The sequence below is a fragment of the Legionella sp. km772 genome (genome assembly GCF_003989735.1).
GTDB lineage: Bacteria > Pseudomonadota > Gammaproteobacteria > Legionellales > Legionellaceae > Legionella.
This window is the reverse complement of the sequence record NZ_RZGQ01000030.1, coordinates 1-23118: the sequence shown is the minus strand read 5'-3', so window position 1 is coordinate 23118 and position 23118 is coordinate 1. Positions and strand designations below refer to the sequence as shown.

The following is a 23118-nucleotide window of genomic DNA, read 5'->3' as shown; positions in this document are numbered from 1 at the left end:
AAATCAAATAATCACTATAAAGATCAAGCATATCCATTTAATTCCCTCCCTAAAATTAAGGGCGGAATTCTAATGCTTTTTAGTCAAACTACAAGTTTATGTGCGTAACATGAGTTATTAAGTACTAATCAACTCCAGGAAAGACAAAGTCCCGTGCTAAAAGAAAAAGTAATACGAATACGCGAATTGCAAATGACTCGTCAAAATTGCCTAAATAGTCAGCTTAGTGCGCGGATGTGTGAGCAAGTATGTGAATTGGAAGAAGCGGGCCAACAGTTCTTGCAGCAAGCAATGAGCAAATTAAAATTATCAGCACGTGGTTACCATCGTCTTCTCAAAGTAGCACGAACAATCGCAGATATGGAAAATAAACCGCAAGTAGAACGCACTCATTTACAACAAGCCTTGTCTTTCAAGCAAATGCCACAAATGCCGCGTTGACCGAGGAGATAAACTTTAAATCAATTAAGCATCGTAGCTTGGCCCGTTCGGCCCAACACGCTTTAAGCATCAGAGTTTATCATTGCGATTCGCACGTTTACTCTTAAGTATATTTAACAAGTGATTTTAACTATGCTTTTAGACTATATTTAAAGTTAGAGTTAATAATGATTGGGCATATAAATGCAAGTCCGGCGATTAAATATACTCTCTGAAGACTACTATCAGAGAATCACTACTGAGGATGAGTCTCCAAATACCTGGTTGTCTCAGAAGGAGCTTGACGCACTGCAAACAAGTTATGAGGTAGTAGAAACCATTTCATTGGAACAATTAGCGAGAGTAACAAGCGAAATCGAACGGATGAAGCACTCTTCTGAAACTACCGACCAAATACTCTACGCACAATTAGATCAAATGCTGTCGGCCAAAAAAGATCAATGGTATCCCTTGTCTGTGTTAAGCGGGATAGCAAACCAGGTGAAAACAATAGCGGACGGTGCTTATCAACCAACCGTGAAAATGGTTCGCGTGGTTAGCACTGTTTTTGATAAAGCAAAAACCGTTTCATCCGGCATCGGCCTAGTTAATACTTTAAAATTAGGTACTCGTGCGCTGACCGACTCAGATACCCGCAGCGCCGTTGTAGCACTAGGTTTGCAGTATCGTGATTATAAAGAAAAACAAATTAGAGGCCAAAAGTCTCATGTCTATGAACAAGATGAAAAGGATAAACTCCTCGCTTATTTACATGAAAAAGGCTCTAAAAGAAGTGGGCAGGAAACTGAAACCTACCATCAATTATTAGCGTCCTCATATGACTCTGAAAATGAAAAAATTCATAACCAGTTTATATTGGCTCGCGCTATTCTTAAAATTTTTGAAGAAACACAAGGCTATCCTCTGGATCCAAGCAAAAGCTCGCGAGAGCACATACAAACAAAAATAGAGCAGTTACTGAAGTCCCATAAATATTGGGGCACCGAAGAGCTATCTATTGATGATTATAGTGTTGTCGAAATAGTTGTCTCTAAAATTCTCCTAAACAATAATAATGAATTACTTAAAACAAGTGGTGAGCAAGGTATAAAGAAGAATATAGGGATTTTAATACCTGTTCATAAAGAGCATAACCGGATTAAGACTAAAAGCGAGTGCTATACCGGCGAAGATTTTTTAGCACGAAAACTTGAACAATTAGAGTTTTTATTTGAAGGGATAGATAACATAGATTGGCACCTTACTTTCGTCGAGGATGAAGCAAAATCTAGCTCAGAACACCGTACAATCGATGAAATACAAAAAAGAATGCAAGAAGATCCTAGAATTAAGCATCTACAAAGTAAAGTGACTTGTCTTGATTATGAGGATGATTTAAGAGAAGAACAGCAAGCCTATAAAAATCCAGAGTTAAGCCAAATCACCCCCGATGAATTAGCCAAAAAGTCGGTAAAAGGTGCTGCTGTACATCTTGGAATGCGTTATTTAGCTCAAACCTGTAACTCCGAGCAAACAAAAAAATATAAAGCTCCTAAAGCAGATATCGTGTATAGCACTGATGCTGATCTCTCTATCAATTTAGCAGGATTAGGACTTGAGCTAGATCCTCTTTTAAGAAAGTCAAAACATGCAGCAATTGGTTCACGCCGAATCGAACACTCTCATGTATATGGTCGTTCATCTATACGGGAGTTACAGTCTTTTCTATTCAATCAATTAGTACGCGCTAGTTTGAACGTACAATTATCAGATACCCAAGTAGGCTCGAAAGCATTTAGTGCTCAATTAATTACTGATATTCATCATCACTTTGAAGAAATTTCCATGGCTTTTGATCCTGAAATTATTCGATTAATGAAGGACTGTGAGCTTGAAGGGGTTCCGAAATATTCTCTGGCACTCCATTTAGAAGAAACGGGACGTGTGTGGCGGGATTCAGCCCTGGAGTCACAATCTGCTGGCCAGTCTATGAATATGTTTTCTGGCTTAAGAGCTATCTCAAGTCGTTTAGCACAACAACATCAAATGCCCCATCTTAGCGAGCTTTTGACCAGTCAACAATTAATAGATCAATTGAGTAAGGAGGGTGAGCCCTTTATAAAATTAATGGATCTTGCAAATGATGGCAGATTTCGGGTGATTGTTAATTATTTTAATGAAATTTATAGTGCTATTGCCCCAGCTGAAATTAAAAAGCTCATGATTGATAGCCGTGAATTATTTAATGCATTGGCAAGAAATGCCCCTGAAAGTCAAGAAATTATCAAAAGCGTTATTGATGATCTCACTGCAATTTTTGAAAATGTCGAAGCCTCGAGTTATCTGGGCTTTATTCTTGACACCTTCCCTGAAGGCTATTCTATTGGTGAGCTATTACAACGAAATCCTAACTATATACGCGTCATTATTCCGCTTCTGCTAGGTGATGAAAATCCTCTAAGCATGTTAGTTGGTTTTAAAAACTCGCCAAGAAGTTCTTTAAAAGATCTTGGCGCAGATAGAGTATTAACGGGAAGTATTAACCCTAAAACGATTAAAGTATACTCAGTAAAGGATATTGACTCGCTTGTTGATTTAAATACTTCGCAAGATCAAATCATTATCGATGATTCTAATAGAGTGCTTTTGATAAAAAATAGAGTAACTTATCTTCTAGAAAATGTGCAGCGTTATGATCTTCCAAAAAATTCAGCAGAGTTGCCCCTTACTATTAATGATAGCCAACAAAGAACCCAGTTCATTGACCACGTGTTAAGCCGGCAAAAAAATCATACCTATCAACGCCAATTGCAACAATGGCAGCAATCTAAAGCACCCCAAAAAGAAGAGGTTGAGCGCATTATTCTCCCCATGAACCCAACACGGCTTGAGCAAAATCGTTTTGACTTAGCCAATATAGATGAAACCACACAAGAAAAAATTAAAATAGGTATCGTGCTTAATTATAATATGGATAAGACCTCTAAGGCTTATATTGATAAGAACCTTAAAGGAAAAATAGAGGATTTAAAAAAAGCCTATGGCCATTTAAAAAATATTGAATTTCATTTTATTGTGGTTGATACCCGTCCTCAAGATCAACGCCTATCGGGTATTGACAAATATATTGATGACATCTTGTTTTCTGAATCTGATGGTTTAGTCACCGGGCAACAAATAGCTCGCAATCCTCCATCCGGCCAAGAGTGTCCTAAAGCCGATGCCGTTAAATTAGGCATGGATCATGGTGTACAAGAAGGATGCTCTATCGTGGGTTATATCGATTTCTCCGATAAGATTCATATTGAAGAAATAGGTGCAGCTATTTCAAAAATTCATGCCCAAGGTCTGGATAAGGGCTCACTTGCAATTGGCTCCAGACGACTTGATGAATCCGAAGTAGAGAACAAACCGGTTATTCCTCTGTTACAAAGTAGCTTTTTAAATCTATTTATTAAATCGATGTTCCCGAGACTCTTTGCTCTGACTGATACTCAAACTGGGTTTAAATTTTTTAGTCAACCCGCATGGGAAGCTATTCGTGCAAAGAATCCTCAAGACACATCGATGGGTTTTGATATAGAACTATTACTCCTAGCAGCAAAATGCGGTTTTCCTATTGATGAATTCCCGGTAGATTTTTTTGATTCCCGACAGAATGAATCCGATTATAAGACGCAACAACAAGCAAGCATTTTTCAAGGAATGATTGAAATCCGCGGTCGCTTAGACGACAGTTTATATGAGAAACTACAAGATAATAAAACGCAACTTTTAGGTTGTGGTGCTGAAAATATGGTTTTTAGATTAGCAAACGGGTCGATTATTAAAATTCCCCATGAAGCTTTAGGTGATGACTTTTTTACCATTCTTAAGAATGTTATTTTTAAAGATAGAAAGGCAACCACTATTGATGCACAGGAAGAAACCTTAAAAACAGCAGGATTACTCAATCAAGTATTAGCTCACCCAGTTCTGCAACGCAATATGGCTGCCTTACGAAATTGGCGGGAATTAAATGCCTTTGTAATGAGAGTAATTTCAGCCGTTGAAAACAAATCCTATAAAGCCATTGGCTATGAAACCTCTTTACAACTAGGTAAAGACTTAATTGTTCCCTTTAGAATGATTGATCATCCTATTAAGCTAAACATCTTGGGACAGGAACGAGTCATTGAAGCTTACTCTAATGTGAAACAGTCCGTTCCGGTTGAGGAAACTTTTGGCAGTCGATTTTACGAATGTCTGAAAAAAATAAATCCTGATGATAATTTGGAAGATCAATTAGAAAGCAGTAATCAAATTGATGCGCTATTTGATGAGGCCATTGATTTATTTGATAAATTATGGAGCCGAGGCTTGTTTGATCTAGACACTAACTTTATGAGAGATACAGGTTATTATCCAGACTCGAACGGCCATTCAACCTTAATGAGTCTTGATCCAGGCGAGATCATTAATGATTTGAATCAACTCGATGTTGAGGCGGCTTTAAAAAAATTAACCGAAAGAGCCGATTTTCAAGAAATCAAAGCAGCAATTAATAGCAGTAATTTAAAAGAACCAGTGAAACAAAAAATACTGGATGCCTACTCTTCTAAATTAAAGGATTTTTTTAACTTGGTGGTAAAACCTGATGTCCAACGATTTAAAAGGGAGCAACCCACTATTAATTTTGGTAAAGAGAAACGAGGCGTAGAAGATTTATCAATTTTTGCGATCTCATTTCCTGAAACTTTTATATTGCCAGAGCAAGAATTGACTCAATTGGATAAAGACAGTTTAAGCAAAAGGGAAGCATTTAAACTGTCCAAATACGGTTATCAGAAGCCTTATATTGAATCAGAGCCCGATAATACTGCACCTAAAAAAGTAACGTTTAAACGTCCCTTCCTGCATACGATAACGCAACATTCAAATTCTACCCTTGACCGAGCTTATTTTGCAGAACAAAAACATTATTCTGCTATTGGCTCTATTCTGCCCCTAATGAATCTGAGAGAACGGGAAAAGCAGGCCCAACAAGATATAATTGTTTTAGATGGTGGAAGTGCATCTCGTTCTTCGCTATTAAAGTTTGCAACACCCAGCCAAGCAAAAGGTGAAGTTATTATTGCAGGTCAATGTGCCTATGCTTATGCCGCAGCGGCAGGAGATCAAATTTTAAGCGCACTAGATTCAGGCACTGGTTTGGAGCTAAGCGATAGTCAGTACGTAGTCATGATGTCTGGAGACGACTACATGGAACTTAATGAAGAGTCACTTAGGCGGATTAAAAACTATTTTTCCTCAGAATCTGCCCCGGGTATGTATTGGACTGATCTTCCTAATGCAGGAAAAGATTTTTTCCCCATGACAAAAGAGCAAAACATTGAATTTTTAAAAAATAATAAAGAGGAACTAGTTGGACTTATTCGAAACTTTACTGATGGTGTCCCATTCTTGAAGGGTTTTTCGGATGAGGGGTTAATTGAAATGTTTGCGGATGCCTTAAACAATTCTTTTGATAACTATAACAAATTAGATTCTAAAGAACAGCGAAGATTTGGGGGAAGCCAAAAGGCCTATCAAAACCAATTATCCAGTATAATTCCCCTTTTAGCTCCTGCCTTAGATTATTATAAGCAATATCTTATTTTCAACGCAACCAAAGAGCTGGGCGGTCCTAAAACACCTTTTTTAATGGTTTTTAATAAAGGTTTTTTAAATGATTTTAATCAACGCATAGTCAAGCCTTTATTGGAAAAGCATCCTTATATTATGGAGGATATTACCTGGGAGAATTTGCTGATTAGAGGATTTAAAGCAGATAGACAGGTTTGGCAATCTATGGGTAAACCACCTCAACTCCCTATGGAAATCTGGCTTGCAATCTATGATGAGCTACAAGTATTAAAAGGGAAATGGAATATAGATGTGGATAATGATGAGCAAAATGAACAACGGGTATTTCATGGCTTTTGGCATAACTTAGATGATCCTATTGCCGTATTAAATTTTTTAACACTTCGGTTTGCACCTCTGCCTAATCATAGTACAACAGTGATGGTCCCTAATGGCAGATCCCTTGATGTTATTGCCGACCGCCCCTTACCTGATGATATACAGGATCATATAAAATCAGCTTTTCCTGGTACCCTGGGGCTATTAAATAGTGATATTAGCCAAGGGGAAATTGAAATTGCTAGTGTAGATTCAAGTGCCATGCTAATTACTAACAGTAAGAATTTGTTTTATAATATTGAATTGAAACCTGGACAAAAACTTATAGCTTTACCTAATCATTTAACGGTGTCTATTGATGGGGTTATTTTTTCTGTGTCTATGGATATGATCAATAAAGCTGACTTAAAAACTTTACCGCTTTTTCAATATCATGATTCGAATAATCAATTAAACCCGGTCCGCACTTCTACTCTTGGCAATATGCCTCGGGTTCTTGATGCTTTAAAAGAATGTTTGGAGCGAGATTCGCCTCTTACCATTCACACAACGCAAATATCAAAGGACTTTAAAGCCTCTTTTCAAGAGGGACTAGCTAAAACTGCTCAACAAAATGAATCCAATCAAAATACCTTATAAGTTGGAGATAACGATGATTAACGAGTTAGAAGCGATATTATGGGCGATCTCGGACCAAGCTCTAGCTGGAGAACGGTGCATCAATGCACTCCCCGCAAGAGAGGAAGTAGACAATGACCAAATAAGCATTATTATGGGCTTTGCTGCCATGTCCATGTCAAAAGGATTATTAGAGGCCGCCATTGAAAAATATGAGCTAGTATCAGAAGAATTTAATATCGATATTAAATATAATGGTAAAACAGTCATTGAGTGGATAAACGATAGGCGAGCCCAAGGCCATCCGGAAGCACAATCCATGCTGACCATGATGGAAGCCCTAATCTCCTTCCAAAATTCTAAAGATTGCCCTTTGGAGACACCTACGTTTAGAATTAAGTGAAGTGTTTTATATAGTAAAGGTGATAAATTAGGAATAAGGGAGGCGTTTTGCGCTAAACTATATCATTTCATAGTCATTGAAGGTTGAACCACTGCGCAATAGCAACCCTTATTGTTATTAATTATTCGCAGACTAGAGCCTCTAGAATTGCCATTCGGGCATAAACCCCATTAGTTACTTGCTGTAAAATATATGATTTATCACCATCAGCAACATGGTTATCTATTTCAATACCACGGTTCATAGGTCCCGGATGCATCACCATAACATCAGGCTTTGCATAAGCTAGGGTTTTTTGGGTTAAGGCAAAGTCTTGGCGGTAAGCGGCTAAATCTAAGAACTCATGTTCAAGTAAGCGTTCTTTTTGGACGCGTAAACACATCACCACATCGGCATCGGCAAGCCCTTCCTTAATATCGCTTGTCACCCGACCATAATGCAGTTTATGAGGTTGCCAAATGGATGGCGCAACCATTACCAGTTCCCCTACATTTAAGTGTTTAGCGATGCATTGAAAAGAATGAGCCACCCGCGAATGCCTAATATTACCTAAAATGGCAATTTTCAAAGCAGATGGCTCCTGCTTTTCTTCCATAATAGTCATCATATCCAACAGTGCTTGGCTGGGGTGAGCATGAGTGCCATCACCGGCATTAACAATATGAACATTTTTTACTCTATCAGCTAAGACTTGTTGCATGCCCTCCTGCTTATGACGAATCACAAAATTCCCTATTCCCATTGCCGCTAAGGTGTGTAGGGTATCTTCGATAATTTCGCCCTTGGTTTCCGAAGAGCTGTGCAAATCAATGTTGATTACCTTCATCCCTAAATGTTTTGCAGCTAATTCAAAACTTACTCGCGTCCGGGTACTGTTTTCATAAAATAAATTGGCTACGCTGTGTTGATGGTAGGATGGATATTGCGGGCTTTTTTTAAATTCCAAAGCACGATGAATTAAACGAAGTACATCTTCTGTAGTTAATTGACTAATCTCTAAAAAATGTTTCATAAGCCTTATTCTGGATGTTGTAACCACTGCTCAAGTATAACACATGCTGCTATACTATCCACCTCAGATTTTTTGAGCTTACGATACCCACCTTGGGCAAATAATTGTTCTCTGGCTTCAACAGTGGATAAGCGCTCATCAACTAAATGAACGGGTAGCGAAAAACGTTTGCTTAGCTGTTTCGCAAAACGACGTGCCGCCTCAGTTGTATATAACTCGCTATCATCAATACAAGTTGGAAGGCCAACAATTAAAGCCTTCGCTTGCCACTGCGTAATAATTTTTTTAATAAGCTCCCAATCCGGTATACCTTGTTTTGCCGCGAGCGTAGTTAATGGCGACGCACTGCAGGTCAAACGTTGACCTACAGCAACGCCAATTCGTTTATAACCAAAATCAAAACCTAGATAAACCTCAGGCATGACCAGCACTAGAAACAAGTTGATTCATTTTAATTCCTAAAAGTGAACCGGCATATTCCCAGCGTTGAGCGAAAGGCACTTCATAAAGGAGCTCGGATTTATAAGGGCAAACTAACCACACATTATCCATGACTTCTTGTTCTAATTGTTTTTCTATCCAACTGGAATAACCCAAAGTAACTAAGACATCTTTGGGGCCGGCATCTTGCGCAATGGCCCGGATAATATCATTGGACGTGGTAACCGTCACCTCATCTTGTAAAAATAAACTTGAGCGCCATCCACCTATTTGTTTATGGATCACAAAGCCTCGCTCAGGTTGAACTGGACCGCCAAATAATAGAGGCAAGCGATTTTGTTCCACGCGAATAGGTTCGATTTCTAATTGTTCAAAAACAATAGAAAGCGGATATTGCATGGGTCTATTAATAATCAATCCCACTGATCCTTGAGTATGATGCTCACATACATAAACTACTGATTTCTCAAAGTTTGGATCATGTAAAGAGGGCATGGCAATTAATAGATGGTTAGCTAATGATGTGATAAGTGCCATATATCCCCCAGCAAGGTTAGTATTAATTTAAGTATACACCAATATTGCTCTAATTTAGAGCAACAAGGATTAAATATAGCCTCATTGAAACTGAACTTTCACTGTGACCCAGGTACAGTCTTGTCTATAGAGACCTTAATATACAAAGTAGAATTTTTCACAAAGGAAGGTCGATTACTATACACCGTTGAAGATTGACTCAACTCATTACTGCCATTCGTAGTGCCTAAAGCAACCCATTTATTTAAAGGTGCCATTATGGTGGTATCTATTTGTTGCTCACCGAATTGTTGGCTACCCGGGACATTCTGTTGCTGCCTTATCCTCTTTACTGCTAATTGAACCTGTGAGCCTTTTAAAATAGGCTGCACGAGTAAACCGGTTTGAACTGTATGCTGTTGATAAATAGCTCCGGCATAAAAACCATAGCCTATAGCTTGCACAATCGGGATTTGGTTATCCATGGAAACCAAAGCCGTTTGGCCGTTCAATACGGAAACCGATTGGCTTGGCGGACTTTGGTATTGTGGCCTAGTGCTGTACACCACCTCATTCCCTTGCTTACTTAACCAATTCGCATCCCCCTGATACACCGTTACAGTAAAGCTAACGGGAGGGACATCAATTTTATGCAAGACATTGCGGATATCCGATAAAGTTTGGGGGCTAACTTTTAAAATTAAGATTTGCCCAGAACCACTGACTTGTTCACCCTCTACCATTAAAGGCTTAAGCAATTCCACCACTTGGTCTGCCGATAAATAATGCAATTCTATCACTTTAGAAACAAAGGGTTGAGCAAACACTTGGTTTACTAAAAAGAAGAGCAGGATTAACCATTTTTTCATTATAGCCCCATACTCAAAGTGATGATTAAAGTGTAGCAGCAAACCTTAAGGTTTGGCCAAAAAGCCAAGGAGGAAAATCAAACTGTTTTGTTCCTCTCAAAGTTTAGGTATAATCGCTGCAACCTCTTTTTGAGATAGCAGCAAAGACTATGGGTAGCATATTTAATATGTTTGGGCCATCACCAATCAGGCCTATTGAACAACACATTCGCAAAGCGCATCAATGCGCCAAACAGTTGTACCCATTTTTTGAGGCTATCTTAGAAAAAGATTGGAAAACCGCTACAAATATAAAAGAAAAAATTATAGCGCTAGAAAAAGAAGCTGATATAATCAAGCGTGATTTACGACTTAATCTGCCAACGGGCTTATTTCTTCCTGTATCACGCACTGATTTATTAGAATTATTAAGTGCACAAGATAAAATCGCTAATAAAGCCGAGCATATCGCTGAGCTTATTATTAGTCGTAAAATGTGCATTCCAGAACGTTTAGTCCCCTCTTTTATGCCTTTTTTGCATCGCTGCTTAGATGCTTCGAAGCAAGCCTGTAAAGCAATTAACGAACTTGATGAGTTATTAGAAACAGGCTTTCGTGGCAATGAAGTAAAAATTGTTGAGGAAATGATTGTAACCCTTGATGAGATTGAACACGACAGCGATGAACGATTATCGGAAGTAAGGCATCGTATTTTTGAATTAGAGAATGAGTTGTCAGCTATAGAAGTCATGTTTCTCTATAAACTGGTTCAATGGATTGGAGAATTAGCCGAGCACGCGCAAACTGTGGGTGCTCGCCTTCAAATTTTAATTGCGCGGTAGTTAATTCCTATGGATTATTCAATTTTTTATCTAGCTTTTGCTATTCTTCTTTGTTTTTTTATGACTTGGGGCGTTGGTGCTAATGATCTAGCTAATGTCATGAGTACCACAATGGGCTCTAAAGCAGTTACTGTGAAACAAGCGATGCTAATTGCTGTTGTTTTTGAATTTGCCGGCGCCTTTCTTGGTGGTGGTGGCGTTACTGAAACCATGCGCGATGGCATTATCAATACCAGCCAATTATCAGCTCAACCGCAAATCCTTATTGAAGGCATGCTAAGCGTCTTATTTGCTTGTACTATTTGGATGAATTTAGCCAGTTATCTAGGTGTCCCGGTTTCTATCACCAATGCCTTAGTAGGTTCAATGGTGGGTTTTGGTGCTATGGTTTTAGGTACAGAGGCTATCCATTGGGAGCAGGTAAGCCGTATCGCGGTGGGCTGGATAACTTCCCCTCTAATTTCAGGTATTACCGCCTACCTCTTGTTTATTAGTATCCAACAAACCATTTTTATAAAAACTAATCCCTTGACTAAGGCCAAATTGTATATCCCTATCTACCTATTCCTGATTGGCTCTATCTTATCCTTTATTACTGTCTTTAAAGGATTAAGCCATTTTGAAATCCATTTAAATATTAAGCAAAGCCTCGCGGTTACTTTAGCAACGAGTATTATTATTACAATTATGGGTATGGTATTTATTAAAAATATTCCTGAAAGCCCCAAAATTAAACGTCGCGAGCGTTTTGTGCAAGTAGAGAAATATTTTGCGGTACTTATGGCGATGACTGCCTGTGCTATGGCGTTTGCTCACGGTTCTAATGACGTCTCGCTCGCTGTAGGCCCCTTAACTATAGTCCATAGCTTAGTAATGAATCCTCAACACACAGTGGGCGCCACCAACTACCCTTCTTGGATCATCTTATTTGGCTGCGTGGGCGTTGTGTCTGGTTTGTTAATTTATGGCCGGAAAGTAATTGAAACGGTAGGCAGCAGTATTACTGCCTTAACACCTAGCCGTGCCTTTGCCGCAACCTTGGCAGCTGCTACTACGGTTGTAGTGGCGACTAGTACAGGAATTCCCGTATCAGCCACCCAAACCTTAGTGGGCGCAGTTTTAGGGGTAGGCCTTGCTCGAGGTATTGGTGCATTAAACCTCATTGTTATCCGCAATATCTTTATGTCTTGGGTTTTAACTTTACCTGCGGCCTCTTTATTAACTATTCTTTCTTATAAAGGCATGCATGCCTTGTTAAATTAAAATAAGCCCGCAAAACGCAGGCTTATTTAATTGTTGCATTTAGGATTTGGATGTTTGACGAAAATGCGCGCTCTTATTTTAAATGCTCACCATTAAGGCCTTGAAATAATAAATCTGGGCCTCTGGTGAGCTCAACTATCAGTTTATTGATTAAGCCCACCTATCGAATTTGAATTTATAGAGTCCTTATTATGTTCTTCTTGCGGTTTTTCATCGCTAACCGGAGGTTTGCCCCAAATCAAATGACGGGTAATATCTCCAAAACGATATCCGGGAGTTTTGGTAACAGTTTCTTCCTGCACAGGAGTGGAATTAAGTTCTGTAGTTTGCGCTTTAGATTTTAAACGGCTTAATAATCCACTAGTAATATCTCCAAAGCGGTAGTCGCTCTCATTCCCATTAATTGTTTGATGAACACGTGAAAGGATAGCATAACTTATATTACCAAACTGATAACCCTCTCTACTTTGATTAATTCTATTTAAAATACCCCAAGAAATATCACCAAACTCATAATCTTTTAAACTCTCCTCCTCGTCTATACTTCCATTAACCCGTTGATGAATATTATTCAAGGCCTGAAAAGTTATATCGCCAAATTGATATGGGCGGCTCATCTGGGTATTTTCTAATTTAGGATCCACACTTAGCTGAAGCTTAAATAAGTCGCGAATGCGACCAAGCGCCTCTTTATATTCTGGTGGCACCTGCTCAAGTTCAGTGATTTTCTGGATAAGCATCTCAAATTCAGGTAAAACCGCTAAATTTCCAAATTGTAAGTTCTTAATAGAACCGAGTAATTGCCCTTGCATTTGTAATAAATTAGATTTTTCTTCATCCGGCAACGCACTGCTCTCAATAAATACTTTGTAAGCCTGTTTTAAATAAGCACTAAAATCAAGGGCAATATAGCTGCTATAACTAACCTCACGTTCAGCGGCTGTCGAGGGCTTTTCTAATAAAATTGCTGCTAAGTCTTCCTCATTTCCACTCTCTGCTGTAGCGCGTATTTTTTCCAGACACTCTTTAACCTGCGGCCAATTGTCATTAGTAAGAGTCACCTGCATGGCACCATATTTCGCGGGCGGAAAAACGCCCTTTTCCAGAAATAACTTGGCTTGGTACATAGGATCGCTGAAATATAATGAACCTGCTGCAGTATAAGTATCAGACGCCCCAGTTAAGGAATGCCCTTGTCCAAACTGATCATGTCCTTGTTGCTCTTCTTCAGGATATTTTTCACTGCCAACCAATAAACTCATAGCGGAAGATGGTGCTGATTGCTCTAGCCCTGCTAATAGTAATTTGTGTTCAGTATTACGATGGAAATAAAAATGTCCGCTAAACCCATTGGCCGCTATCTTTTTGCCATTATAGTTATCTTGCCCTGCACCGCCCATAGCGATGTTAATACCGAAGTCCCGAGGTGTTTTAATCACTGCAGGTAATTGCCCTTTAACACCTAACATAAAGCCTTTCCCTTCTACAATGTGTTCATTTCCTTGGTTCACATCATGAGTAGCGGAACGAGAAAAAACCTTGTTAGAGGGACTTGGATCCGGAAAATAAGCCAATAATTCTTGGACATGAACCTCAGACAAAGAATTATAATCAATAATTATACGACTGCCATGAGATAAATAATCAGCAATAGTCAGGTGTTGCGAGGGAGGCAGTAAGTCACTGGTATTGGACATAAAATCACGAACTTTAAAATCACCTCGCCCCAAGCACGCCATGATTAATTGAGCCATGTGCTTCCCCTCATCAGGGGGGTTATGAATGAAGGTTTTAGTCCATTGGGTAGCAACTCGTTGTTGATCTTCGGCTATTGAACATTTAGTAATATCAAAGGTTATTCCTGGCATTTTTTTCTCCCAATAAATATACCTAGTTTAAAGCATCAGGATTAACTGAATATTAAATGCTCATAAATCCAGACTATTTATCTCAAAAAGAAGGTTGAATCTTAAAGCACATGCTTGGGCTAAAGATGGGGATTAACTAAAGGTCTATCATAGCTCAAAAAATTCTCGATAAACCATTTAGAAACTCGCGGGTTATCTGCCTTGAGCAGGACGAGAATACTCTTCTATTTTATCGCTTAATAGACTTCGTGTCCGATCAAAAATTTCTTGCCCAACCGCCATTCCTAAGGCAGAACGTCCTGTCCCAATTCCAATACGCAATTTTTGTTGGAAAAAAAGCAAGCGTGCGGTGGTGCTCCTATATCCTGAAGCTTCTTTTAAAACACCTTGTAAAATGTGGGAAACAGAAACTGGCGTTTCTTTAGCCGGGGTGGCAAATTGTTTAGCTCGCGCGTAGTTAAACGGTGAAGCAAGAATAGTCCCAATGCAGGCAGCGAAACAATTATTAAAAAAATGGATGCTATTTTGATGTTCTGCATAAAATTGTGGCGCTAGGTATGCATTACTCGTTTTATGGAATTGATGGCGAAGTATTTCATAAGTACTACCGTGACTGATGTCACGGGCAAGACTAGCTTTTTGTCCCCTTCCCAGGGCTTGCCACCCCTGTGATGAGACAATTTCCTTAAAACTTCTTACAAAGGTCCGAGAACTATTACCCCACATATGCGCTCTAACCATTGCCGCAGCATTAGTCATTAAACCATAGGAAGCTCCTGCCGAAAGGCCTATTAGACCCCGCTGCGCGAAATCATTAACAGGAAGGTTCGCGGTAATAAAGGCATTCATTTTGGCCTGGACAATATAATAACTGCTCCCTATTACAGCCCGTTGTAATAAAGTTTGCGTTAAGCCATGATAAGGATGAATAAAATTTAAGCGCGAAAAAAAGGGGCGCTCTTCGCTAATCGAGAGATAAAGAGCCCGGTCGATCGGATGGAAGGCTCCAGCGCAAAAAGTACCAGCAATAAATCCACTCAAAAAATCAACAGCTTGTTTATCAAAAAACGGTGTGCTTTTTGTAGTGTTCGTCGTGTTCTCTGGCATTATTAATTAAATTAAAAATCAGTCCAGATACTACTATCTTCTGCTTTGTACTCTTTATTATCACGCATTAACGCTAAACGCTCATGTTTTTTGATTTCTTTCATTTGCGAGGCAGATTTTGCATGTTTGGTATCAAACTCAAATAAAAATTGATCATAGGGGCTTACATAGGCCTTATCGATATCAATATCATTGCTCATAAGTTAATTCTCAATATTTTTATTAATTCTATTTTATCGTTTTTTCTTCTAAGTTACCATTAATAAAAATCCTAGGATAAGGTAAATTGAACTATGAATTTAAAAAAAGCGGAATTGCATGTCCACTTAGAGGGCTCCATTACTCCTCAGCTCGCGGAAAAATTGGCGCAGCGCAATAAATTAACCCTTCCCCAGGGCTTAGTAGCTCCTGATGGAGTCAGCTACGTGTCAAATGGCTTTCTCGATTTTTTAAACGTTTATGACACCTTAGCCGCGGTCATTAAACAACCGCAAGATTATTATGACATTACTTATGATTATTTAAAAAATACGGCGGCACATCAGGGTATTTATGTTGAGATGATGTATTCCCCTGATCATGCGGAATCCTCCAGTGGTATTCCCTCAGCAGAACATCTGGCGGCCATTCAACAAGCTATTGATGATGCAAAAGAGCACTTTGATATTATCGGGCGGATAATCCTCACCGCGGTTCGTCATTTTGGTGAAAAAGCAGGGGAACGAGTGGCCAAACAAGCGCATAAAGACCGTTTTCCTTGTGTTACTGGGTTCGGGCTAGGCGGTGATGAAGCGAAATTTCCACCAAAACTATTTAAAAAAGCCTATCAAATTGCCGCCGATGCAGGTCTTGAATGCACGGTCCACGCTGGTGAATTTGCTTCTGCTGCAGGGATGGTGGAGGCTATTGAACATTTACCGATTAAGCGAATTGGTCATGGTGTTAATGCTATCTATTCACCCGAAACGATGGATTTATTAAAAGAAAAAGAAATAACCTTAGAACTTTGCCCGAGCAGTAATATTTTTTTAGGCTTATTTAAAAATATGGCAGACCATCCCTTCCCTAAATTTTATGAGGCAGGGATAAAGGTAAGCATTAGCTCAGACGATCCTCCCTTTATGAGCACCACTCTGGCCCATGAATACAAGAAAGTACAAGAGGCCTATCAATACAGTAATGAAACCATGAATGCCATTACTCGTATGGCCATTAAATCAGCCTTTGTTGATCAAAAGACAAAGGAAGAGCTTTTAGCCAAACTATAAGAATTCATTATGAAAACGAATAAATATGATCTGATAGTACTAGGTGGTGGCAGCGGCGGCATTGCAAGCGCTGTACGCGCTGCCAAATATGGGGCCAAAGTCGCAGTAATTGAACAACAACATTTAGGTGGTACTTGCGTTAACTTAGGCTGCGTCCCCAAAAAAATTATGTATAACGCGGCCACCTTGGTCGAGATGATGCATAAAAGCCATGATTATGGTTTTTCGCCGCCCGCAATAAAATTGGATTGGCATAAATTAGTCAACCGACGTACCCATTATATTGAGCGGCTGAGAGAAAATTATGCTAAACGCTTTCATGATCAGAAAATAACCCGCATTAAAGGCATTGGGGTTTTCGAAACAGCAAACACTATTTCAGTTGACGAGAAGCACTATAAAGCGAGCCATATTATTATCGCAACCGGGGGAGAGCCCCTTCTTCCGAATATTAATGGTATTCAACACGTTATTGATTCAGATGGCTTTTTTTCTTTAACTAAATTACCCCATAAGGTAGCAGTGCTTGGTAGTGGCTACATCGGTGTTGAACTTGCCGGAATTCTTCATGCTTTAGGAAGTGAAACGCATCTTTTGATGCGCGGAGAATACCCCTTGAGTCGTTTTGATTCAATGCTCAGTTCTAATTTATTAGAAATCATGAAAAAACAAGGCATTTATATTCATTGCCATCATAAAGCACAAGCTATAATTTTACAAAGTGATGGCAGAAAAAGTATTGAATGCCAAAGTGGTTCTATTATCCATGATATTGACGTAGTAATTTCAGCTATTGGTCGCAAACCCCGCACCGGAAATTTAAATTTAAACAAAATTCAGGTAAAAACAGATGAGCATGGCCTAATTGAGGTGGATGCTTATCAAAACACCTCGATCCCCGGTATCTATGCTATTGGGGATGTGACTAAAGCCCCAGCCCTTACCCCTGTAGCGATAGCGGCTGGAAGACGTTTAGCGGATAGGTTATTTGGTGGTCAAACTAAAGCTTGCCTCGACTATGAAAATATAAGTAGCGTTATTTTTAGCCATCCACCTATTGGTACCGTCGGCCTGAGCGAGGAAGACGCGATTAAAAAATACGGGGAAAAGGACATTAAAATTTATCAAACCCGGTTTAATCCGATGTTTGATGCACTTAGTGATGATAAAACCCCTACCGCAATGAAATTAGTCACCCTGGGGAAAGAAGAAAGGATAATTGGCTTGCATGTTATAGGATACGGGGCGGACGAAATGCTACAGGGATTCGCTGTAGCCGTTAAAATGGGGGCTTGTAAAAAAGATTTTGATAATACAGTGGCTATACATCCCACTAGCGCTGAAGAACTGGTAACGATGACATAAAATGAATGATAATTTAAGAGCTTTTGAAAATAAAACGCCACGCCTAGGAAAACATGTTTATATTGATCCTAAAGCCCTAGTCATTGGTGATGTCCTTCTGGGTGATGATAGTTCTGTTTGGCCTATGGCAGTGATTCGAGGAGATGTCAATTCCATCTCCATAGGTCCTGCCTGCAGTATCCAAGACGGAGCTATTCTTCATGTGACCCACGATGGACCTTATACCCCAGGAGGCCGTGCCCTTATTCTAGGCAAGGGAATTACCGTAGGCCATCAAGCGGTTTTACATGCTTGCACCATCGAGGATTACTGTCTTATTGGTATGGGCGCTCTAATTTTGGATGATGTCCATATTGAGTCTCATGTCATGGTTGCGGCAGGCAGCATTATTCCTCCTGGAAAAAGATTAGAAAGCGGTTATTTATATCTAGGAAACCCAGCAAAGGCCATTAGAAAATTAACGATAAAGGAATTAGAGCACCTAGACTATTCAGCAGCCCATTATGTACGATTAAAAGATCGCTATTTAAAACCTTAGCGTCGTAATTCACTGAAATAAAATAAGAAGTAAATAATTACTTTGCTAAAAGCAAACTATACTTAAACCTTAAAGAGAGAAGAAAGGTTTAATAATGAAAAAAATTGCACTTTATATCTTTGCAGCGATTGGTTTATTTTCTTCGCTCTTAGCATTTTATTCCTTATTTACTATCTCAGGCAGCACTATGTACGGAAGCTCTGGATCCCTTACCTCAATTCCTGGCCCCATTGCGCCCACGGCTCAATATGCTCAATTAGAACAAGTGCAGGCGTCAACCAGCCCTACTCCCGTAGCTTTTACGCAAGTAGGTGGTAATGCTATTCAAAATAATGCACCGCTAGTACCTAATGCCACCAGTCAACCCGCGATGAAACGGATGATTATCCGCAATGCAAACCTAACTTTAGAAGTAAATGATATTTCTAAAACAATGAACCAAATTACTAATTTAGCCAATAATTCGGGGGGGTATGTCGTTAGTTCCAACAGTAATCAAGGCGATGAAGTTGGAATCTATAATACAGCGCGAATATCCATACGCATACCGGCAGAAGGCTTACAAAAGGCCCTTGATCAATTAAAAACAATGGCTATCAAAGTCAAAAGCGAAGATATTAGTGGCGAAGACATTACTCAAAAATATGTGGATCTACAAAGTACTTTAAAAAATTTGGAAACCACAAAAGCACAACTAGAGAAAATTATGGATGGTGCTAAAAAAACCGAGGATGTCCTAGATGTTTTTAAACAGCTCACTGACACCCAAGGGCAAATAGACTTAGTCGAGGGACAAATAAAATATTACTCCGAGTCAGTGGCACTGTCGTTAATTGATATTAGTTTAGAAATAAAACCGGCAAGTCCCATCCAAAAAATGCGCTCATGGGACCTCGTCAAGGTAGCTAAGGCGGCTTATCAAAGCTTATTGGATCAGTTGGAACAACTAAGCTATGGAATAATTGTTCTAATTATTTATTTTCTTCCTCTATTAGTGCTATGGGGTCTTTTCTTCCTCGCTCTATTTTTACTTGGCAAAGCTATTTATCGACGATTTGATAAGTAGCGAAGACAAGATTGCGATAAACTATGACAAAACTGTTTACATACCTAGCAGTATTGTGCATAATAATAAAGCATAAATTAGATCATTTGGACTAATTGTTTTATTGGAGATAACATGCCTAGGGAAAAAGTAGACAATAGTGGTAAAGGGAATTGTATGTATTATGCTTATAGTATTTCCTTAATGTATTTTTTATTAAACAAAAGAAACCCCGAATTTGCAGAACAAATCTTCACTAAATTAGAATTAAGCGAACTCCAGAAAAAACAATTACATGCTCTATTGAAAAATCCCCAAAAACTCCACTTTTCAGCTGAACAAATAGCCACTATTATTGAGCCTATTTTAGGCGAGGCCACGCGTCGAATGGCCGCTTTGCAAGTAAAAGAAGAATTACTTCATAAGCCTAAACGCTCCTCCCTCCTAACCGCTATTAATTATGGCTTGCTATACTTATTCCGTTTGGAATTAGAAAAAAATCAGTCTCCCTTAGCTGTTTTATTTGAAGATCAAGAATTTAATCTACCTGATTATACGGAAGCTGAAATTTATAAAGTATTTAATATCCGGAAGCCTGATTCTGAATTACATCAACATATGGCCAAACATTACCCCACTATTATTGATAGATATTTTGCAGAATGGAGCACGCAAGCCGAAAAAATTTATCAAGAAAAACTAGCCCTTCTTAAACGAAAAATCATTGAAGAGTATGAAGTCCAACAACAATTTATTAAAGATTTACTGCAGGAAGGAAAATTAGATTTCCCCCAAGTAATTAATAAGTTTGTAAGCCAATGGGATTTATTCCTGCAGAAGACTTATGAAGAAAGTGATAAAACCCTTTCTAAAATAGACTTAGCCAAAAAACCAGAGCTTCGCTATCAATTTCTGCACCGTTTACTACCCAAAAAAGAACTCTCGTTCATAGAAGCAAAAGCCCAATATCCTCAAGAATGGGAGGCTTATGTTGCAAAGATAGTTAAAGAAGAAATTTTCACGCAGGAAGAAATTCAAGCACATATTCTGCATCAACGCTTATTTTGCAAGGAAATAATCCAAAACAAAACACTACCTTTTAAAGAGGTGATCAAAGACCATCAAACGGCTTGGTTAGCGCTAATAGAGAAATTATACCAAGACCAGAAAGACAGCATTAGGAAAGATGAATTAAGCGTCACTCCTTTTTATCACAATGCCTTTTTATCTAATTTGGTATTTGAAACTGCGTCCCAATTTTTTACTGCCAACAATAACTTAAATATTAATAAATATATTGCTCATTTAGATACCAACACAGTATGGGGCTCAGAAGAAACCTTAATCAACCTGCATGACTATTTACAAGGGCGGCAAGAGTATCCCAACGGTAATGATGGTGTTGATATCGTATACGATAATGAAATGTTATTAGAAATTTATCACAATGGCGTACCTAGCTCCGGATCACAATTACGTCGGCCCGATCTCTTATTAAATAATTTGGGGCGATTTCATTGGGTTTCCTTAGTCGAACCAAGCGCCGCCCGCGTAAGTTCGCCAACAGAGAACCATGCCAAAAAAACCGTTGTTTTCAAATTAGAGGATAAATCTAAAGAGGAAGATAGTAGGCTATCAATACATCTTAGTCAGGCTAATAAAACAACTAATCAAAGCACGACCGACCCTATCAGTCCAACCGAAAACAGAATGGCTCACTTAACGTTTTGCGGTTTCAACACTTATTTAGAACAATTAGAAGAAAAGGCAGCCCTGTTAGTAAAAAAATCGGTGAAAGCAAGTGAAGAAGCGTTTAACTTATGCGCTCGCTTAGCAGAAGAAAGGAAAAAATTTATTGCTCCCAATGCAACTATGTCGACGAAAGAATTTGCGGAACGATGCCAAGGCCTAATAAAAGAAGCACCTAAATGCCATTTAGAAAAGCATCGCGGAATAGGAATAATCCTAAATGGGATATTGAATGCATTAATTTGCTTAGCCAATATAGCCCTTCGTACTGGAAATTTTATCTATGGCCGCTATGAATTAATCGATCCTAATCGAATTAATACTGAATCAATTAAGCAGGTGAAGGCTATTGATGTCTCTTTAGAAGCTTTAAAGGCTATACGGGCGCGGGATGATCAAAAATTAATCGGACTTCCTCCTCTAGCTGTAGCACCCGAAAGCCCTCGTTTTAAATAAACGACGTATTTACTGGGGTACCCACTGGTATCCCCAATTAATAGAATACTGAATATAAATGTACCCAATCTGACTAACCCTCTAAAAAACCACTATAATTAAAAATAAATATTTAAATACTTAGGACTTGTGATGAACCGATTACCACTAGCTCTATTCTCTCTCCTTATTATGAATCCCTTATTTGCTTCTCCTTGTCCCGAAACAGCCACCAGTGACTGCAGTACCCTTAAAAACGAAACTAGCTGTCAAAGTTATTATCTTCTTATTGGCGGCGGAGCTCCGGTTTTATGTGCATGGAGTAATGGTGCCTGTGAGCAAACTCAAGTAAAGTGCACCAAATAAGGCTAAGTGCAGCCCTGGGAAATCCAAATATACTGATTTCATCTTTTGGTAAATAATTCAATGGAATCTATATTATGGTTACTAAAATTTAGAGTGAGTAGACTAGAGCAAAAAGATCTACCAAGCATTTTACTAGTACTCATTAACAGGGCTTTCTCATCTTAGTATCAGCCATTCATCTTCCCTATGCGTGGGTTAGTCCTGTGCAAAGCGGCAAAGGGTCCTCAATGAAGAATGCAATAGTAGCTATTCCGCTGTGGTTTTCAGCGTGCATCGCCAGGCACTTGTACACAAAACTCCGTTGAAGTGCCAAAGTCCAAACAGCTAATAGCTATTAAGCTCAGGTTAGCGCACAAGGGAAATGTGGTTAACAACTGGCGTTCTTCGCTGAGAAAACGACTCCAGGCTTTAACCCTCTTTTCAATAGGGAAATCCATTGCAGGAGGGCTAAGAGCGCCGCTCATAGATGTCATTTGCTTTATAAAAGGTTTCTGCTAAATTTAGAATAATACAAATAACTTATATTTAGGAGTATTTATGAAAACCCTATTAACCCTTTTTGGTTTAGGTCTAGTTAGTTCTGCTTTTGCTGTGCCCTTATGTACGGGAACCGCTACCAGCGCTTGCTCAAAAATTACTAGCGAAAGCACTTGCGCCAACTATTATCTAAGTGGTTCGAGTGATATTCAATGCAAATGGAATGGCTCATACTGTTCTGATGGTGGTGGAATTTGTGCCACGGTAGCCTGCAAAGGAACAGCTGTTAGTAGTTGCAGCTCTTTGGTAGGAAATGAATGTAATAATTCTTACACTACTAGCGGGTATCAATGTTTATCTGCGGAGAATGGTTGCTTTCAAAATTCGTCTCAATGTGCGTCTAATTAATTAGTCCATTGTTCAGGTGTATGTATGAAGGTTAAAAAAAAAGCGGCTAAGAAGCCGCTTTTAGGAATAAAGCCCTGGCGATGCCCTACTTTCGCATGAGGAGACCTCACACTATCATTGGCGCAGGAATGTTTCACTACTGAGTTCGAGATGGGATCAGGTGGTTCCAAACCGCTATGTTCGCCA

19 protein-coding genes and 1 rRNA gene are annotated in these 23118 nt (G+C 39.1%); 12 read left to right on the top strand and 8 right to left on the bottom strand.

Going from position 1 to position 23118, the window contains the following annotated elements; translation table 11 throughout:
- Positions 1–153: 153 nt before the first annotated feature.
- From ELY15_RS05470 to ELY15_RS05460, 3 genes are all read left to right on the top strand, one after another.
- Positions 154–441: a hypothetical protein gene (locus tag ELY15_RS05470; protein WP_233586524.1), complete on the top strand. Its 288-nt coding sequence runs from the start codon at positions 154–156 to the stop codon at positions 439–441.
- A 183-nt stretch (positions 442–624) separates the two neighbouring features.
- Complete coding sequence (locus ELY15_RS05465) at positions 625–7002, top strand: hypothetical protein (protein WP_127098646.1); 6378 nt, start codon at positions 625–627, stop codon at positions 7000–7002.
- Between the two features lie 13 nt (positions 7003–7015).
- Complete coding sequence (locus tag ELY15_RS05460) at positions 7016–7384, top strand: hypothetical protein (RefSeq protein ID WP_127098645.1); 369 nt, start codon at positions 7016–7018, stop codon at positions 7382–7384.
- Positions 7385–7505: 121 nt separating this feature from the next.
- On the opposite strand, the gene ELY15_RS05450 is transcribed toward ELY15_RS05460, so the two are convergent.
- From ELY15_RS05450 to ELY15_RS05435, 4 genes are all read right to left on the bottom strand, one after another.
- A complete protein-coding gene (locus tag ELY15_RS05450; protein ID WP_127098644.1) occupies positions 7506–8396 on the bottom strand; it encodes an aspartate carbamoyltransferase catalytic subunit in 891 nt (296 codons plus the stop codon).
- 5 nt (positions 8397–8401) lie between these two features.
- Positions 8402–8818 carry a Holliday junction resolvase RuvX gene (gene ruvX, locus ELY15_RS05445; RefSeq protein WP_199744173.1) on the bottom strand — a complete coding sequence of 139 codons (417 nt, stop codon included), beginning with the start codon at positions 8816–8818 and terminating at the stop codon, positions 8402–8404.
- On the bottom strand, positions 8811–9374 hold the full coding sequence (locus ELY15_RS05440) for a YqgE/AlgH family protein (RefSeq protein ID WP_127098643.1): 564 nt from the start codon (positions 9372–9374) through the stop codon (positions 8811–8813). The genes ruvX and ELY15_RS05440 overlap by 8 nt, the downstream gene beginning before the upstream one ends.
- Before the next feature lie 98 nt (positions 9375–9472).
- A complete protein-coding gene (locus ELY15_RS05435) occupies positions 9473–10222 on the bottom strand; it encodes a type II/III secretion system protein (protein ID WP_233586523.1) in 750 nt (249 codons plus the stop codon).
- Positions 10223–10371: 149 nt separating this feature from the next.
- On the opposite strand from ELY15_RS05435, the gene ELY15_RS05430 reads away from it, so the two are divergent.
- Positions 10372–11043: a TIGR00153 family protein gene (locus ELY15_RS05430; protein ID WP_127098642.1), complete on the top strand. Its 672-nt coding sequence runs from the start codon at positions 10372–10374 to the stop codon at positions 11041–11043.
- A 9-nt stretch (positions 11044–11052) separates the two neighbouring features.
- Positions 11053–12306, top strand: coding sequence for an inorganic phosphate transporter (locus ELY15_RS05425; RefSeq protein WP_127098641.1), 1254 nt, complete (start codon positions 11053–11055; stop codon positions 12304–12306).
- Positions 12307–12449: 143 nt separating this feature from the next.
- On the opposite strand, the gene ELY15_RS05420 is transcribed toward ELY15_RS05425, so the two are convergent.
- The 3 genes from ELY15_RS05420 to ELY15_RS05410 all read right to left on the bottom strand — a co-directional run bounded on the left by ELY15_RS05420 (position 12450) and on the right by ELY15_RS05410 (position 15481).
- A complete protein-coding gene (locus ELY15_RS05420; RefSeq protein WP_127098640.1) occupies positions 12450–14174 on the bottom strand; it encodes a hypothetical protein in 1725 nt (574 codons plus the stop codon).
- 192 nt (positions 14175–14366) lie between these two features.
- Positions 14367–15281 (bottom strand): hypothetical protein, encoded by a 915-nt coding sequence (locus ELY15_RS05415; RefSeq protein ID WP_127098639.1) that lies wholly within the window; start codon positions 15279–15281, stop codon positions 14367–14369.
- A gap of 11 nt (positions 15282–15292) precedes the next feature.
- Complete coding sequence (locus tag ELY15_RS05410) at positions 15293–15481, bottom strand: CBU_0585 family protein (protein WP_127098638.1); 189 nt, start codon at positions 15479–15481, stop codon at positions 15293–15295.
- 93 nt (positions 15482–15574) lie between these two features.
- On the opposite strand from ELY15_RS05410, the gene ELY15_RS05405 reads away from it, so the two are divergent.
- The 7 genes from ELY15_RS05405 (at position 15575) to ELY15_RS05370 (ending at position 22932) form a co-directional block, all read left to right on the top strand.
- On the top strand, positions 15575–16549 hold the full coding sequence (locus tag ELY15_RS05405) for an adenosine deaminase (RefSeq protein ID WP_127098637.1): 975 nt from the start codon (positions 15575–15577) through the stop codon (positions 16547–16549).
- Positions 16550–16558: 9 nt separating this feature from the next.
- On the top strand, positions 16559–17914 hold the full coding sequence (gorA, locus tag ELY15_RS05400; protein WP_127098636.1) for a glutathione-disulfide reductase: 1356 nt from the start codon (positions 16559–16561) through the stop codon (positions 17912–17914).
- A gap of 1 nt (position 17915) precedes the next feature.
- The gene (locus ELY15_RS05395; protein WP_127098635.1) at positions 17916–18452 is read left to right on the top strand and encodes a gamma carbonic anhydrase family protein; all 537 of its coding nucleotides are present in this window, start codon (positions 17916–17918) and stop codon (positions 18450–18452) included.
- 94 nt (positions 18453–18546) lie between these two features.
- Complete coding sequence (locus ELY15_RS05390) at positions 18547–19518, top strand: DUF4349 domain-containing protein (RefSeq protein ID WP_127098634.1); 972 nt, start codon at positions 18547–18549, stop codon at positions 19516–19518.
- Positions 19519–19632: 114 nt separating this feature from the next.
- Positions 19633–21702 carry a hypothetical protein gene (locus ELY15_RS05385; protein WP_127098633.1) on the top strand — a complete coding sequence of 690 codons (2070 nt, stop codon included), beginning with the start codon at positions 19633–19635 and terminating at the stop codon, positions 21700–21702.
- 132 nt (positions 21703–21834) lie between these two features.
- On the top strand, positions 21835–22047 hold the full coding sequence (locus tag ELY15_RS05380; RefSeq protein ID WP_127098632.1) for a hypothetical protein: 213 nt from the start codon (positions 21835–21837) through the stop codon (positions 22045–22047).
- A 537-nt stretch (positions 22048–22584) separates the two neighbouring features.
- Positions 22585–22932: a hypothetical protein gene (locus tag ELY15_RS05370; protein ID WP_127098630.1), complete on the top strand. Its 348-nt coding sequence runs from the start codon at positions 22585–22587 to the stop codon at positions 22930–22932.
- Positions 22933–23004: 72 nt separating this feature from the next.
- Here the strand turns inward: ELY15_RS05370 and rrf are convergent.
- Positions 23005–23118, bottom strand: a 5S ribosomal RNA gene (gene rrf, locus ELY15_RS05365); the annotation flags it as partial.